The organism is Shewanella khirikhana, assembly GCF_003957745.1.
Taxonomy (GTDB): domain Bacteria; phylum Pseudomonadota; class Gammaproteobacteria; order Enterobacterales; family Shewanellaceae; genus Shewanella; species Shewanella khirikhana.
In genome coordinates, this window is record NZ_CP020373.1 from 416,889 (window position 1) to 432,161 (window position 15,273).

At 55.2% G+C, this 15,273-nt stretch carries 16 protein-coding genes; 8 read left to right on the forward strand and 8 right to left on the reverse strand.

Annotated elements, in window-relative coordinates; all coding sequences use genetic code 11:
* Positions 1 to 67: 67 nt before the first annotated feature.
* Positions 68 to 511, reverse strand: coding sequence for a GatB/YqeY domain-containing protein (locus STH12_RS01740; protein ID WP_126165963.1), 444 nt, complete (start codon positions 509 to 511; stop codon positions 68 to 70).
* Positions 512 to 517: 6 nt separating this feature from the next.
* Entirely contained in the window at positions 518 to 733 is a 216-nt protein-coding gene (gene rpsU, locus STH12_RS01745) for a 30S ribosomal protein S21 (protein WP_011758943.1), read from the reverse strand.
* 233 nt (positions 734 to 966) lie between these two features.
* On the opposite strand from rpsU, the gene tsaD reads away from it, so the two are divergent.
* Entirely contained in the window at positions 967 to 1,980 is a 1,014-nt protein-coding gene (gene tsaD, locus STH12_RS01750) for a tRNA (adenosine(37)-N6)-threonylcarbamoyltransferase complex transferase subunit TsaD (protein WP_126165964.1), read from the forward strand.
* 93 nt (positions 1,981 to 2,073) lie between these two features.
* On the opposite strand, the gene plsY is transcribed toward tsaD, so the two are convergent.
* Complete coding sequence (plsY, locus tag STH12_RS01755; RefSeq protein WP_126169386.1) at positions 2,074 to 2,655, reverse strand: glycerol-3-phosphate 1-O-acyltransferase PlsY; 582 nt, start codon at positions 2,653 to 2,655, stop codon at positions 2,074 to 2,076.
* 265 nt (positions 2,656 to 2,920) lie between these two features.
* Between plsY and folB the strand changes: the two genes are divergently transcribed.
* The 4 genes from folB to STH12_RS01775 all read left to right on the forward strand — a co-directional run bounded on the left by folB (position 2,921) and on the right by STH12_RS01775 (position 5,742).
* Positions 2,921 to 3,280: a dihydroneopterin aldolase gene (gene folB / locus STH12_RS01760; RefSeq protein ID WP_126165965.1), complete on the forward strand. Its 360-nt coding sequence runs from the start codon at positions 2,921 to 2,923 to the stop codon at positions 3,278 to 3,280.
* 2 nt (positions 3,281 to 3,282) lie between these two features.
* Positions 3,283 to 3,789 carry a 2-amino-4-hydroxy-6-hydroxymethyldihydropteridine diphosphokinase gene (gene folK / locus STH12_RS01765; protein WP_126165966.1) on the forward strand — a complete coding sequence of 169 codons (507 nt, stop codon included), beginning with the start codon at positions 3,283 to 3,285 and terminating at the stop codon, positions 3,787 to 3,789.
* Positions 3,790 to 3,798: 9 nt separating this feature from the next.
* On the forward strand, positions 3,799 to 4,599 hold the full coding sequence (locus STH12_RS01770) for an undecaprenyl-diphosphate phosphatase (protein ID WP_126165967.1): 801 nt from the start codon (positions 3,799 to 3,801) through the stop codon (positions 4,597 to 4,599).
* A gap of 327 nt (positions 4,600 to 4,926) precedes the next feature.
* On the forward strand, positions 4,927 to 5,742 hold the full coding sequence (locus STH12_RS01775) for a putative RNA methyltransferase (RefSeq protein WP_126165968.1): 816 nt from the start codon (positions 4,927 to 4,929) through the stop codon (positions 5,740 to 5,742).
* 117 nt (positions 5,743 to 5,859) lie between these two features.
* Here the strand turns inward: STH12_RS01775 and STH12_RS01780 are convergent, their stop codons facing one another.
* The gene (locus STH12_RS01780; RefSeq protein ID WP_011758950.1) at positions 5,860 to 6,123 is read right to left on the reverse strand and encodes an Lpp/OprI family alanine-zipper lipoprotein; all 264 of its coding nucleotides are present in this window, start codon (positions 6,121 to 6,123) and stop codon (positions 5,860 to 5,862) included.
* 182 nt (positions 6,124 to 6,305) lie between these two features.
* Positions 6,306 to 7,577, reverse strand: a complete 1,272-nt coding sequence (locus STH12_RS01785) for a multifunctional CCA addition/repair protein (protein WP_126165969.1) — start codon at positions 7,575 to 7,577, stop codon at positions 6,306 to 6,308.
* Positions 7,578 to 7,773: 196 nt separating this feature from the next.
* On the opposite strand from STH12_RS01785, the gene STH12_RS01790 reads away from it, so the two are divergent.
* Both STH12_RS01790 and STH12_RS01795 read left to right on the forward strand, forming a co-directional pair.
* Positions 7,774 to 9,588: an ExeA family protein gene (locus STH12_RS01790; protein ID WP_126165970.1), complete on the forward strand. Its 1,815-nt coding sequence runs from the start codon at positions 7,774 to 7,776 to the stop codon at positions 9,586 to 9,588.
* Positions 9,588 to 10,706, forward strand: a complete 1,119-nt coding sequence (locus STH12_RS01795; RefSeq protein WP_126165971.1) for a general secretion pathway protein GspB — start codon at positions 9,588 to 9,590, stop codon at positions 10,704 to 10,706. Before STH12_RS01790 ends, STH12_RS01795 begins: the two co-directional genes overlap by 1 nt.
* Before the next feature lie 96 nt (positions 10,707 to 10,802).
* Here STH12_RS01795 and nhaD read toward each other — a convergent pair whose 3' ends face one another.
* Entirely contained in the window at positions 10,803 to 12,050 is a 1,248-nt protein-coding gene (gene nhaD / locus STH12_RS01800; protein ID WP_126165972.1) for a sodium:proton antiporter NhaD, read from the reverse strand.
* A 509-nt stretch (positions 12,051 to 12,559) separates the two neighbouring features.
* Here nhaD and STH12_RS01805 point away from each other — a divergent pair.
* Positions 12,560 to 12,757 carry a hypothetical protein gene (locus tag STH12_RS01805; RefSeq protein WP_126165973.1) on the forward strand — a complete coding sequence of 66 codons (198 nt, stop codon included), beginning with the start codon at positions 12,560 to 12,562 and terminating at the stop codon, positions 12,755 to 12,757.
* Between the two features lie 181 nt (positions 12,758 to 12,938).
* Here the strand turns inward: STH12_RS01805 and hemL are convergent, their stop codons facing one another.
* Complete coding sequence (gene hemL / locus STH12_RS01810) at positions 12,939 to 14,222, reverse strand: glutamate-1-semialdehyde 2,1-aminomutase (RefSeq protein WP_126165974.1); 1,284 nt, start codon at positions 14,220 to 14,222, stop codon at positions 12,939 to 12,941.
* A 30-nt stretch (positions 14,223 to 14,252) separates the two neighbouring features.
* Positions 14,253 to 15,272 carry an aspartate carbamoyltransferase gene (locus STH12_RS01815; RefSeq protein ID WP_126165975.1) on the reverse strand — a complete coding sequence of 340 codons (1,020 nt, stop codon included), beginning with the start codon at positions 15,270 to 15,272 and terminating at the stop codon, positions 14,253 to 14,255.
* Between the last annotated feature and the right edge of the window lies 1 nt (position 15,273).

Genomic DNA, 15,273 nt, shown 5'->3' on the forward strand with positions numbered 1-15,273 from the left:
TTCCCCAAAAGCTCAGTTAAACAAACAAGCCGCGCAAATGCACGGCTTGTTCATACACATAAGTCGATTATTGCAGTTTGGCGCGGATCTTCTGGCCTATGGCCCCCAGATCGGCACGTCCCTGAACTTTCGGCTTAAGTGCTCCCATTACTTTACCCATGTCCGCGATGGAGGCGGCTCCGACTTCGGCGATGGTTGCCTCAATCAGTGAAGCAACTTCGTCTTCACTCAGTGGGGCTGGCAGGAAGGTTTCGATAACCGAAATTTCCGCCGCTTCAACCTCAGCCAGATCGTTGCGATCCGCAGCCTCATATTGGGCAATCGAGTCGCGACGCTGCTTAACCATCTTGGTCAGGACAGCCAAAACTTGCTCGTCATTCAGCGTTTCGCGTGTATCCACTTCGATCTGCTTGATGGCGGCCAGTGCCAGACGAATAGTACCGAGGCGAGCCTTGTCTTTGGCGACAAGGGCCTTTTTCATTTCGTCTTTAAGCTGCTCTGTCAGGTTCATAAGGGATTAGTATAAACGTACGCGACGTGCGTTTTCGCGAGAAAGCTTCTTGGCCAGACGCTTAACCGCAGCGGCCTTGGCGCGCTTACGGGCAGTAGTTGGCTTCTCGTAGAATTCACGAGCACGCACGTCGGCCAGGATACCTGCTTTTTCACAAGAGCGCTTGAAACGACGCAGAGCTACGTCGAATGGTTCATTTTCACGTACTTTAACGATTGGCATACGCCATCACCCCTTAGGTGTAAGTTGCATTGGATTGGTCATGCCCATTTGGCCACAACTTCTCCAAGTAAGGATTAAAATGGTGCGGAATTTTAAACCGAACCCGTATTTAATGTAAAGCCCTACCCGCCTTAAAAAGGATCGCAACAGGATCTGAAGCGCGGCTTTACTGGTGTAATAGTAGCTTAGCAGGTAGAATTGGCCGCCCTTTTATGCGGAGGTAAAGACGGAAAATGCGGGTTCTGGGAATCGAAACATCCTGTGATGAGACAGGTATTGCCATCTATGACGAAGAGAAAGGCCTGCTGGCCCACACCCTCTACAGTCAGGTAAAACTGCACGCCGATTATGGCGGTGTGGTGCCCGAGCTGGCGTCCCGTGACCACGTCCGCAAGATAGTTCCGCTTATCCGCGAAGCCATGCAGCGCGCCGATACCCGCATCGAGGATCTGGATGGGATCTGCTACACCAAGGGCCCAGGGCTGATTGGTGCCCTGTTGGTGGGGGCCTGTGTGGGTCGCTCGCTGGCATTTTCCTGGAATTTGCCTGCCGTGGGCGTGCACCATATGGAAGGGCATCTACTGGCGCCTATGCTGGAAGACGATGTACCCGAGTTTCCCTTTGTGGCACTGCTGGTTTCCGGTGGTCACTCCATGCTGGTCAAGGTTGATGGTATTGGCCAGTACCAAGTGCTGGGCGAGTCTATCGACGATGCCGCCGGTGAAGCTTTCGATAAAACCGCCAAGCTGATGGGCCTGGATTACCCAGGTGGTCCGCGGCTTGCCAAGCTGGCCGCATCCGGTCAGCCTGCCAACTACAAGTTCCCGCGCCCTATGACCGACAGACCCGGACTGGATTTCAGTTTCTCCGGCCTGAAGACCTTTGTGGCCAACACCATTGCCGCCGAGCCTGACGATGAGCAGACCCGCGCCAATATCGCCCGCGCCTTCGAAGAAGCCGTGGTGGATACCTTGTCTATCAAGTGTCGCCGCGCGCTGGAGCAAACCGGTTACAAGCGCCTGGTTATCGCCGGTGGCGTGAGTGCCAACGTGCGTCTGCGCGCCGGGCTTGCTGAGCTGATGGAGAAAGTCGGTGGCAAGGTGTACTACCCCCGCGGCGAGTTTTGTACCGATAACGGCGCCATGATTGCCTACGCCGGTTTGCAGCGCCTGAAAGCCGGTCAGGTTGAAGATCTGGCAGTAAAAGGTCAGCCCCGCTGGCCGCTGGACAGCTTGCCGGCAGTATAATTCAAGCGGCTTATGCTCAGGCTAATTGCTCACACTAAAATGGCGCCCTCGGGCGCCATTGTTATTTTTACCTTTTGCTGGCGGCTGCCAAGCTCAGTCTTTTGGCTTTTTCTTGCGCGATACTTTGGACTCTTCGCCTTTGAGTAAGCGGTTAATGTTGTCCTTATGGCGAATAAGGATCAGAGTCGAGAGCATGGCCACTGGAATGGTAAACCTGTCATCAAGCCACCAGGTGTACACAGGGGCGAGCAGGGCGGTCGCAAGCGCAGCCACCGACGAGTAGCGGGTCAGCAGCAGGGTTAAAACCCAGGTGGCAATCAGCAGTAATGTCAGGTAGCCATCGATAGGCGCAATAGCGCCATAGGCCGTGGCTACACCTTTGCCGCCTTTAAAGCCGAAGAAGATAGGGAAGATATGTCCAAGACAGGCGGCGATGGCAATCACCCCCAGCCATACCGCATCTATACCCAGCTTAAAGCCGATATAGGCGGGCACTGCGCCTTTTAGCATATCAAACAGCAGCACCATGGCCGCCGCACTGGCGCCACCGATGCGCAGCACGTTGGTGGCTCCGGGATTGCCCGAGCCCTGAGTGCGGGGATCCGGTAAGCCGCGCAGCTTGCAAACCAGCACGGCACTGGATACTGAGCCTGCCAGATAGGCGCACAGGATCATAAAAGCCGTCAATGCAAATTCGCTGGTCAAATTGGTTTCCTTACGCGTCTTAAGGTATTATCGCCGCCTGTCCCCGGACAGCGAAATATGTCCGGTGATGGACTCGATTCATTATTGGGCACGCATGCCGGTAAATATTGATTCTTAAGGCGTTATCCTAACGCCCTTGGCGCCAATGAGAAAGAGCAATCCATCGATTGCCCTCATCGGCGAGCGGATTATACCGGGAAAGCGGGCCAAAGCTTGTCAGACCTCAGGAAATACCATGGATAAAGTGCTGATCCGCGCCCTGCGTATCGATACTGTGATCGGTATCTACGATTGGGAAAAAGCCAGGCAGCAAAGTCTGCTGCTGGATTTGGATATGGCGTGGGATATCGCCCCCGCAGCGGCAACCGATGATTACAGCCACGCCCTGTGCTACGAGACTGTCTCAAATCGTCTGACAGCCCTTATCACTGAAAAGCCCATTGAGTTGATTGAAACCGTGGCCGACATGGCCGCCCGTTGTGTGATGGACGAATTCAACGTGTCCTGGGTGCGGGTGAGAGTGATGAAACCCGGCGCCGTGAAAGCGGCCGAAGCCGTGGGCGTTGAAATCGAGCGCCGCGCCGGGGAGCGCTGAGCATGGCCCGGATTTATATCAGCGTCGGCAGTAACATAGAGCCGGAAAAATACTTAAGAAACGCCCGCACAGCCCTTGAGGCGCAACTGGGTGCGCTCAGTCTGTCGCCTGTGTATCAGTCGGAAGCCGTGGGCTTTGAGGGCGAGCATTTCCTCAATATGGTGATTGGTGCCGACACCGACCTCGATATCGCTGCTCTGGTTGCCCTGTTCAAGCAAATTGAGCTGGATAATGGCCGCAAGCCCGGCGCCAAAAAGTTCAGCGCCCGGACGCTGGATCTGGATTTGCTGCTCTATGGCGACCGGGTTTGTCAGACGCCGATTGAATTGCCAAGGGCCGAAATTTTGCACAACGCCTTTGTGCTCTGGCCCCTGGCCGATATTGCGCCCGCTGAGGTGCACCCGCTCGCCGGACGAGATTACCAGTCCCTTTGGCAGGCGTTTGATAAACAAAGCCAGCGCCTGTGGCCGGTGGCATTTTCCTGGGATAACGACTCCCTCAGTCAATAAAGGAATATTATGGATACCTTGCAGGTCATCATTCTTGCCCTCATTCAGGGCCTGACCGAATTTTTGCCCATTTCCAGCTCGGCTCACCTGATTTTGCCGGCGCAGCTGTTTGGCTGGGAAGATCAGGGGCTGTCGTTCGATGTGGCGGTGCACATTGGCTCGCTGCTGGCGGTAGTGATTTATTTCCGTAAAGAAATCGTCGCCATGCTCACCGCCTGGCTTGCCAGCATCTTCAAAGGCAAGCAAAGCGACGACAGCAAACTCGCCTGGTGGATTATCCTCGCAACCATTCCCGCCGTTGGGGTGGGATTTGCCGCAAAAGATCTGGTGGAAACCCACCTGCGCGGCCCCGGCGTGATTGCGGTGACCACGGTCATCTTTGGCCTGCTGCTGTGGTTTGCCGATCGCATTGCCAAAGATGAGCTCACCGAATACCAGACCGGCTGGCGCAAGGCGCTGCTGATTGGTATTGCCCAGGCCATGGCGCTTATTCCGGGTACTTCCCGCAGCGGTATCACCATTACCGCGGCGCTGATGCTCGGCCTTAAGCGCGAGGCGGCGGCCCGCTTTAGTTTCCTGATGTCTATTCCGGTGATCCTGGGTGCGGCGCTGCTGATGACCAAGGATATTATCAGCGAAGGTCATGCCGTTGATTGGCATGCGCTGGGGCTGGGCGTGGTGCTTTCCTTTGTGGCGGCCTATACCTGTATTTATTTCTTCCTTAAAATTATCAGCCGCATGGGCATGACGCCTTTTGTGATTTATCGCCTGGCCCTTGGGGTATTTCTCTGTGGGTTTATCTTCCTGTAATTGAGAGTTTAAGGCGTGAAGAGGCGGCCTGGCGCCTCTTTTGTTTAAGGGAAGGTGCGAACAAGTCCCGTGCTTGCTCTGCGTGAGCTTACAGTGGATAGATGCAAGGCACAGTTTGCAGCGAATGGCCCTAGTCCTTCGCAAGAACTGTAACGTCGCAGATACCGCTGTAAGCCACGCCCTACGGGGCTTTAATAGCAACACCATTTCGGCGTTATTCAACTTCAGCAGGCCTCGGCATGCTTTCAGTTGAATGCCTTGAACTGTCGTCGCTATCAAAGCCAGAGCTGTGCGAGGACTTGTTCGCACCTTCCTTAAGGAGTTCCAATGCAATTTCAGTGTCCACTTTGCCGCCAGCCGCTGCACGCCCATCAAGAGTCCAAGGGATGGTATTGCGATGGAAAACATCACTTTGACCGTCATGCCATCGGCTACTGGGACTTTTTCCCAACCCGTAAGCCCAAAAACGCCGAAAGCCGCGACACCCTAAGAGCCAGACAATTTTTGCTGACATCGGGCATCTACAACGCCGCTATTGAGGCGCTGGCAAAGGCGGCGCGTCAGTATTCAGCTATTGAGGCGCCAGCGTGCGTGCAGCAGGGGGCCGGCCATGCCTGGCTTGGCAAGCAGCTCAAGGCGGCGTTGGATGAACAGGGTTGCCAGGTGTCGCTGTTCAGTCCGTTGGAAGCCGAAAACGAAGCTTTTGCTGCCGCCAAGGCTGGTATGGAAAACGTGTGTTTTACTTCGCTCAAAGGCCTGCCGTTTGCCGATGCCTCGGTTGATATGGTGTGGATGCTTGAAGCGCCGCTTAAGGGCAAAGAGTGGCTTAGAATTCTCAAGCCTGATGGGTTGCTGCTGATGTTGGTGCCGGGGCCGCGTCACTTATGGCAGTTGCGGGAGTTTGTTTATCCAGAGCTCGATGAAAAGCCGTTTTCGCTGGAGTTGCCGCAAGCCTTTGAACTGCTGGCAGAAGAGGCTGTGTCCTGGCCTTTAGCCATTCAGTCGCAGGATGCGATGGTACTGATGGATATGGCGCCTTGGGCGTGGCGGGTTAAAGAAGGCGTGCGTAAAGCCATTGCCAAGGCAAGCTTCGAGGCGCTGGAGATGGATTTCAGAATTATCGTGGCCCGCAAAAAAGCCTGATGATATCGCTGTGAACACTGTTGGGTCTGTGCTTGGCACCGGCCCATTTTTTTATGGCAAATTTTGGGCAAAAAAATACCGGCAACGCCCGAGAGCATTGCCGGTACCAACATAACATTACTTCTTGTAAGAAGAAGCTACGTTGTCCAGACGGTCGTTAGCGCGCTTGGCTTCAGCTTGAGCGTCCATAGCAGCAGCTTTGGCAGCCTTGGCATCTGCAGCGATCTGGCCTTGCTCAGACTTCAGAGCACTCACGTCAGCAGACAGTTGGTCTACTTTGTTGCTCAGGTTGGCAACGCTTTCTTCCAGAGCGGTAGTGTTGGCACAGCCACCCAGCAGAGCAGTCATGGCAACACCGGCGATCAGCAGTACTTTTTTCATGAAAACATCCCTTAAGATAGGTTGGATTTGACATTTCAGCTGCCTGGCAACTGAAGCCGGCTAATTATGTCATAGCCATTTTTTTTTGCTACGAATATCCATCGATTCGCCCAATTACCTTATCGAAAATTCAGTCAATTGCAAGTTTCAAGTCCTGATTTTGTAGGGATTGAGCAGAAATTTCACGACTTTGGGTCAGAATTTTTCACGGGTAAAGCTTTTGGTTTAAATTGGACAGAGTTTTTTATCAAACTTATTTCCGCCAGCCGCCTTTTACTTAATTCCGTTCGGATTTCGGCGCCCTTAAAACCGGCGTCAATTATTCCACTAACGTCAACTTTTAATGCCCCTTCGAAGCAGGCTTGCAAATAGTCTTTTTGAGGGTATGGCGATTGCTCAAAACCGGTTCTGCCTTTCAGATCGGCCTCGCAGGCAAGCAGTACCCATTCCAGCCGCTCTCCCTTGCGCCACAGATCCAGCTTGTCGAACAGCTTGAGTACAGTTTCAGCCCTAAGTTCAAAGGCATTGTGGATGTTTTGATGCTCGTCGCTGACCCACAGCGCCAGATCCCGGTAATCGCCGGGTACCCGTAGCCGCTCACACAGGGCCTTGATGGGTTTCAGCCCCTTTTGACCGTGGCCATGATGCTTGGGCCAAAGTGCCTCCGGGGTCAAGGCTTTGCCCAGATCGTGCACCAGCGCGGCAAAGCGTACGGCGCGATTGGGGGTAAGCCTGGCGGCCTCACGCAGCACCATCAGGGTGTGGATGCCGGTATCGATTTCCGGGTGCCATTTTTCAGGTTGGGGTACACCAAACAGCGCATGAATTTCAGGGAACAGCACTTCCAGCGCGCCGCAGTCTTTGAGCACCTCAAAAAATACCTCTGGCCGCTCGCAGCCAAGCACCTTGTCAAGCTCCTGCCATACCCGCTCGGCGGTCAGATGCAAAAGCTCACCGTTTTGGGCAAGTTCCCGCATCAGCGCCAGTGTCTCGGGGGCAACAGTAAAGCCCTGGGGCGAAAAGCGGGCCGCGAAGCGTGCCACCCTCAGCACCCGCAGCGGGTCTTCCACAAAGGCCTCAGATACATGCCTTAAGCTGCGGGCCTCGATATCTTTCTGTCCGCCCCAGGGGTCGTGAAGCTTGCCTTCATCATCCATGGCGATGGCGTTGATGGTCAGATCGCGACGTTTAAGATCTTGTTCCAGAGTCACCTCTGGGCTGGCGTGACAGACAAAACCGCCGTAGCCAGTGCCTGACTTTCGCTCGGTGCGGGCCAGGGCATATTCTTCCTGGGTTTTGGGGTGTAAAAACACCGGGAAATCGCGCCCGACCTGGCGAAACCCGGCGGCCAGCATGTCATCGATACTGGCACCCACCACCATATAATCTCTGTCTTTGACCTCAAGGCCGAGCAAGCGGTCGCGCACGGCGCCGCCAACCAGATATGTTTTCAATGCGTTAATTCCAAAAGCTGGTTTGTTTTAGCTTAACACGGCGTGGCGCGCTTTCGTGATAGCGCCGAGGCTCCCGGGCAGAGTTTTTGACTTTACCCGGCGCTGGCATTACCTTGGCTGCACTGCGCAGGCCGATAACCACAAAAAGCAAGAATATAGGGTGCGCGGTACGGCTTATTAGGAGGAATAGCAAGGCATGTACAAGGCGTTTTATGGGCTCAAGGATAACCCGTTTTCCATCGCCCCCAATCCCTGTTACCTGTTTTTAAGTGACAGGCACAGGGAGGCGTTGGCCCACCTGACCTACGGCCTTGGCGAAACCGGTGGCTTTGTGCTGCTTACCGGCGAAGTGGGCACTGGCAAAACCACTGTGTCCCGCTGCTTGCTGCGCCAGTTGCCCGAGACCACAGATACCGCCTTTATCCTCAATCCGGCGCTGACCGAACTTGAGCTGCTGGCTACCCTTTGCGATGAGCTTAAAATTCCCTATGGCGAGTCACCAAGCCTGAAGCAACTGACCGACCTTATAAGTGGATTTTTGCTTAAAAATCATGATGCCGGCCGTAATACCGTATTGATTATCGACGAGGCCCAGCATTTGAAAGCCGAAGTGCTGGAGCAGCTGAGGCTGCTGACCAATCTCGAAACCGATACCAAAAAATTACTGCAGGTGATTTTGATTGGTCAGCCTGAGCTGCAGCAATTGCTTAAGCGTCAGGAGCTCAGACAGCTCGCACAGCGCATTACTGCCCGTTATCACTTGCTACCCCTTACCGCCGAAGAAGTTGGCCTCTACGTGCAGCACAGGCTGCAGGTGGCGGGTCGGTTTGAACCTCTGTTCAATGCTGCTGCCATCAAGGCGCTGCACGATGCCAGTGGCGGCATACCCAGGATCATCAATCTATTGTGTGAACGAGCCCTGATGGCAGGCTTTGCCCGTAGTCAGGTGCCTATCAATAAACAGATGGTGCGTCAGGCGGCAGTGGAAGTCCTGGGGCTGGATGAGCCCAAACACCACTGGTACGAACGCCCGGTGGTAATTGGCGTTGCGGCCGCGCTCACCTTTGGCGCTGCGCTCTACGGCTTTAATCATTTGGGGAGCGCTGGCTCGGCCGGCGCCGCAAGTTCCCAGGCCAACAATAGCCCAGGAGGCCAGCCAACTGCCGCTATGGCATCGGCGCCGCAGACCTCGCAGCCTCCTGCGAATACCGGCACGCAAGCCAGTGGCGCATCGACTGAGCAGAGCCCTTCGGTGCAAGTCGCCCAGCAAGTACAGCCAAAAGAGCAATCTGGCACCCAGAGTCAGCAGGGCCAGACTATTGAATCTACACCGGTTGCCCGTGCCACTGATGCTAATGCACAGCTTGCCGAGCTCGAGGCCCGTCAGGCCAGGGTACGTGACCGGGTACTGGGTGACGCTGTGGCTCAAAGCCGCAGACTGGATACCGCCTTCGCCGCACTCTTTGGTGCCTGGGGGCTGGCGCCTGTGCAGGATCTCAGTCCCTGCGAGTCGGCCCGTGAACAGGGATTGTCCTGTTTTCAGCAGCAGGGCACCTGGTTCAATCTGGTTAAGCTGAACTACCCGGCGGTGGCGTACATGATGGACGATGCCGGCGCTGAGTTTTTTGCCACTGTGATTGAGCGTGATGGCGATGAACTGCTGGTGCAGTTGGCCGAGCAGCAACTGTGGGTAAACCGTGACTGGTTCAACCGCCATTTCACCGGCACCTTTGAGCTGTTGTGGCAGGCGCCTTCCTACAGCCCACGGGAAATCAGTGTTTCATCGCCGCAACCCGAAGTGCAGTGGCTCGAAAATGGCCTTGCCCGGGTGGAAAATGCCACCCCACGACTGGTGTCCCAGTTCGATGCCGATCTCGAGGCTCGCTTGAAAATATTCCAACGCCAACATGGGCTTAAGGCCGATGGCATTGCCGGCAGTCAAACCCTCGCGCAGCTTAATCTGTATCTGAGTCAGGAAGGTCCACGGCTGGTGCAGGGAGGACGCTACTGATGTCCATCCTGCTCGATGCGGTAAGTCGCAGTAAACAGCAACACGAAACCGAGTTTGACCCGATTTCGAGCCCGAGGCCTTTGTATTCGGCGCCCGCCGCTAATCGCCGACTAGGGAAGGCGTTACTGCTGCCAGGGGCGCTGGCCGTCGCTATCGCCGCAGCTTGGGGTGTTAATCAGTGGCTGATGCCAGCCCAGGCGTTGCAGCCCGTAATGAATTCACCGCTGAGCCAGGCTGTGCCGGACAAGGCACAGTTGAGTAGCCCGCAAATGGTTGCGATGCAGCCGGCTACCGGGCAAGCCGCTCAGGCGCTTGTCAGTCAGGCTTCATCGCAGCAAGCCCAGATGTCTCAGGGCAGCTTTGAGGCAGATGGGGTGCGCCTTGCCGGGAAATCGGCGCTGCCTGCGCCTGTGAGTCTGGCACCCGTGGCAAACTATAATGCCGGGGTCAATGCAGGCTTGCAGGATCCCAACGCCGGACTCAGTTTTGAGGTGGCAGAAGAAACCGCAGAAGCCAGAGCGGCACGCTTGGAAGCCCTGATGGCTGCCGGTGTGACCGACGAGCAGCGCCGCGCCTTTGATGAAGTGATGCAGGTAGAGGAGTCGCGCCCCCGCCAGGTGCTTACTCAACGGCAAACCGCCACGCCGCCAAAAGAGCAGGGTGTGGCGGCACTGCAGGCCGAAGTGGATAAAGCTGCCGCCGAACTTGGGCTGCATCGGGTTGAGCCCAAGCCGGTTTCGCCAAGCCAGGCACCTCAGCAGAGCAAGCCGCTCAGTGGTGATGCCTTGGTACAGGCCTTTGAAGCGGCGCTGAAAGAGGTGGAATATTCCCAGTCCGTCAATCAGGATGTGACCCCCGAGCCGCTGTCCACAATCCCCAAAACCTCAGATTATCCACGCTATGGCGACCTGCCTGCCGGACTGCAACTCATGGTGCCTGAATTTAATATCATGGCCCATGTGTACTCCAACGACCCAGCCCAGCGTTGGCTCAATGTGGATGGCAAGGAGCTGCAGGAGGGTGACAGCATTCAGGGCAAGCTGCGGATTGTGGAAATTCGTCCAAGAGACGTGGTGCTGGATATCGAAGGCACCGCCTTTAAGGTGCCCGCCATTTAACGGCTAAGCATCGGCTGGCATCAGTAAGCATTAACAAACACCAGCAAACAAAAAAGGCGCCCAAGGCGCCTTTCTTTTTAGCGTAGTATCATGCGGTTAGCCGTAGAACTGGTAGGCAATCAGCAGCGTCAGGGCGTAACCCACGACGTAGGACAGCAGCAGTGAAGGCACGTACTTGAGGTAGGTCACGAAGGTCAGTTCCTTCACCTTGCTCATGGCGATGATACCGGCCGCAGAACCAATGACCAGCAGCGAACCACCCACGCCCACCGCATAGGTCAGGCCCAGCCATTCAGGAGTCGACAGCACAGGCTCTGCTTTCAGCAGCGCCGCGGTCAGAGGCACGTTATCCAGAATCGCCGAACCCATACCTGTGACGAAGTTGGAGATGTTGGGGTCGTGCATGGCGTACACCTCGGTCAGCAGCTCCAGGGTGCCGATTTCTTTAAGCATGCCCACCAACAGCAGGATCCCGAGGAAGAACAGCAGGGTGTCGTATTCCACCTGACGTATGTACTCGAGGATCTTGGTTTCTTCTTTATCGGAGCGAATGGTGTGGCCCACCAGGAACATCACCGACAGACCGGTAAGGAAGGTCAGCACCGGCGGAATACCAAAGAGCACGTTCAGCACCATGGTCATGATGATGGTGATAAAGAAAATGGCCGCAATGGCAATATCTACCGGCTGATAAGCACGATTGATGGGGGTGGTGCTCACTTCGCCCCTGGCGTTCATGGAGAACAGGATTGCCAGCAAAAACACGCTCGCAGCGGCGGGGATAAACAAAATAAGCAGCTCGGAGATATGTACGTGGCCAGAGAGGAAGATCATCAGGGTGGTCACGTCACCGGTAATAAGGGCCACACCGCCTGAGTTCACCGCAAAGATAATCAATACTGCCATGCGTCGACGCATCTGTTTATCGAGCTTGAAGGTGGTAAGCAGGCCGAGGGATACCAGGGTGGCGGTCACGTTATCACAGAAGGCCGACAGCACCAGGGCAAACAGTGCCACCTGGATCATCAGCATCCGCACCGACACCCGCTGCGGGAAGATTTTCTGCACCATAATCTGGATCATGCCTTTGGCGTTCAGATAGGCCACAAAGGTCATGGTCGACATCAAAAACAGCCACAGAGTGGCGATTTCCAGCAGGTTTTCGTTAAGCTCGTGGGCGACCAGCTCGGTGTGTTCACCGCCACCGGCAGCCATAAACAGGGCAACCCAGGACACACAGCCTAAAAACAGGGTGGTCTTGGCTTTGTTGAGGTGAGTCACCTCTTCAAAAATGATACTGAGCAATGCCAGTACCGCCAGAATAATCAAAAAGGTATGGAGCATAACGCACGTCCTGCTGCAGATACGGGTTCGTATTGGGCCCCGGTTGAGGGCCAAAATGCCGGATTAAATCAAGGAATGATTAAGCCGGCTATGCTAAAGCCGCCTCGGGCGTGCGGATCAGACCATAACCGCTGGGATAACGCAACCGTTAGCCTCTACACAATTAGTCGGGGTCTTGTGATCAGTGTCACGCAAAATTGGCAGCAATGCCGAACAAGATCCTGAACTCATCCGATGTGTCAGCAGCTTATGCTGGATGAAAAACTGAGCAGTGACGCACTCGGGCAGATCTGCTGCATGTGCGCGCCTGAAAAAACTTTATTTTTATTTTTCCGTCGTTTGCTAAAGGGTTGTTCGTTCGGTAAAAATTGCTTATTCCAACTGCAGCAAAATTGCGCAGAAATGACATAAATTTGTCATCGTCAAAATATTGACCGCACAATAAGTGAGCGGTAAATTGTGCCTCCAATAATCAATAAACCACTAGCTGTAGTGGGGAGGCGCTGAGAATGCAATTTTTGCTGAAGAGCATTTTGCTGCTGGGAGCCTTGGTCTGGCTGATTGTCAGCGCCAAGACGCTATTGGCTCTCGGGGTGATGGAGAACCCTTCGGTTGTGAAGGACCATTTGCTGGTGTTGGTGCAATTGGTGGCCGCCTTGCTGATCCTGCGAAGCCTGACCAGCAAGAGTAAGCGAGACAGCTACTGAGGGCTGTACTGGCTTTGTGGCCTGCAAGCCAAACATGCGCTTATAAAAAATAAGCCGACTGAAACCATCAGGCTTGTTTGAAACCAAGTAATTGAAAACGAAAGCTTTAAAAGCAAATCTTTAAAAATAAAAAAGGACGCCAATCGGCGTCCTTTTTCGTGTTAGCAGAAGCTTCGCGGCGTTACTTCATCTTCGCCAGCACGCGGTCAGCGGCGGCCAGGGTTTCTTCGATTTCCTTGTCGCCGTGTGCCATGGACAGGAAGCCTGCCTCGTAGGCGCTCGGAGCCAGATACACACCTTCATCCAGCATACCGTGGTAGAAAGCGCGGAAGTGATCCATGTTGCAGCGGGTCACCTGGTCGAAACGGGTGATGTGCTGCTCGTCGGTGAAGAAGAAGCCGAACATGCCGCCAACGTAGTTGATGGCCATCGGGATGCCATGCTTGTTGGCAGCGGCCTTGAAGCCTTCGGCGATGCGCTTGGTCTTGGCGGCCAGTTCTTCATACAGGCCGTCGGCGCACAGGGCGTCGAGCTGCGCCAGACCCGCAGTCATGGCAATAGGGTTACCCGACAGGGTACCTGCCTGATACACAGGGCCGGCCGGCGCCAGGTACTGCATCACTTCTTTTTTGCCGCCAAAGGCGCCAACGGGCATACCGCCGCCGATGACCTTACCCAGGGTGGTGAGATCCGGGGTCACGCCATAGTGGCCTTGGGCACCGCTTCTGGAGACGCGGAAGCCGGTCATCACTTCATCGATAATAAACAGGGCGCCGTACTTGTCACAGAGGGCGCGCAGGCCTTCCAGGAAGCCAGGCACGGGCGGGATACAGTTCATGTTGCCGGCAACCGGCTCGATGATGATACAGGCGATATCTTCAGGATACTGGTCGAAGAAAGATTGCACCGACTCCAGATCGTTATAAACAGCAGTGAGAGTGTGCTTGGCAAAGTCTTCCGGAATGCCCGGTGAGCTTGGCTGACCCAGAGTCAGGGCGCCGGAACCTGCTTTTACCAGCAGACAGTCGGCGTGGCCGTGGTAGCAGCCTTCAAACTTAAGGATTTTGTCACGCTTGGTGTAACCACGGGCCAGACGGATGGCGCTCATGGTGGCTTCAGTGCCTGAACTCACCATACGCACCTGATCCATCGAAGGCACCATCTCGATAACCTTCTCGGCCATGATGACTTCAAGTTCAGTCGGTGCGCCGAAAGACAAACCATTGTGAACGGCTTTGAGCACGGCTTCGCGGATAGCAGGGTGGTTGTGGCCGAGGATCATCGGGCCCCACGAACCCACGTAATCGATATAGGCCTTGCCGTCGGCATCATAGATGTATGCGCCATCGGCTTTTTCGATAAAGCGAGGGGTACCGCCCACGCCATTGAAGGCGCGCACCGGTGAGTTAACGCCACCGGGAATGGTTTTTTTAGCCTGTTCAAACAAGGTTTCGGAACGGGTCATGTATCAATCCTTTAAGTCAGTGGCCGACGCTTAGAAGTCAGCCTTGCGTGAATACCAGTTAACCGGACACTCGTACTTTTCCAGCTGCTCATCTACCCCAAGGGTCAGAGCAAACAGCGCCATGCGAATGAGCAGCCCGTTATCGGCCTGGCGGAAGATGGCCAGGTTAGGATGGCTGTTCAAATCGTTATCCAGCTCATTGGCCTGGGCACGTGAGTCCCGTGGCAGTGGATGCATGATCACCGTATTGGATTTGCAGTGCTGGGTGTAGATGCTGCGGTTAAGGCGGAACTTGCCGCGATACTTGTTGGCTTCGTCCTGAGACGGGAAGCGCTCTTCCTGAATGCGCGTCAGGTACAGAATATCGGCCTGGTCCAGATTGCCTTCCAACTGATCGGTTATTGTGACCTTGTGACCGGCATTTTCAATGTCGGCTATCACATAATCGGGCATTGCCAGTTCTTTGGGTGAAATCAGGGTAAAGCTGACGTTCTTGTACAGGCACAACAGGCGCGACAGCGAGTGCACTGTGCGGCCAAACTTAAGGTCACCCACCATGGCGATGTGCATACCATCGATGCCCATACCGGCGTGGCTCAGTTCCTTCTGGATGGTGAACAGGTCCAGCAGCGCCTGGGTTGGATGCTCGTTGGGACCATCGCCGCCATTGATCACCGGCACCCGGCTGCCTTCGGCAAACTCACGCACCGAGTAAGCATCGGGGTGACGCATGGCAATCACGTCAGAATAGGTTGAAAGCACCCGGGCGGTATCGTACAGCGACTCACCCTTGGACAGCGACGAAGATGCCATACCCACGGTTTCGGCCACCCGGCCACCCAGCAGGTTAAAGGCACAGCCAAAGCTGACCCGGGTACGGGTGCTTGGCTCAAAAAACAGGTTGCCCAAAATCGCACCATCCAGCACCCGGGTACGCTTTTCCCGTAACGCATAGGGCGTCATACGCTCGGCAACACTGAAAATGGTTTGAATGGAGTCCAGATTGAACTGGTTTACGGAGAGGATGTGAGATCCCTTGAACTGAGTCATC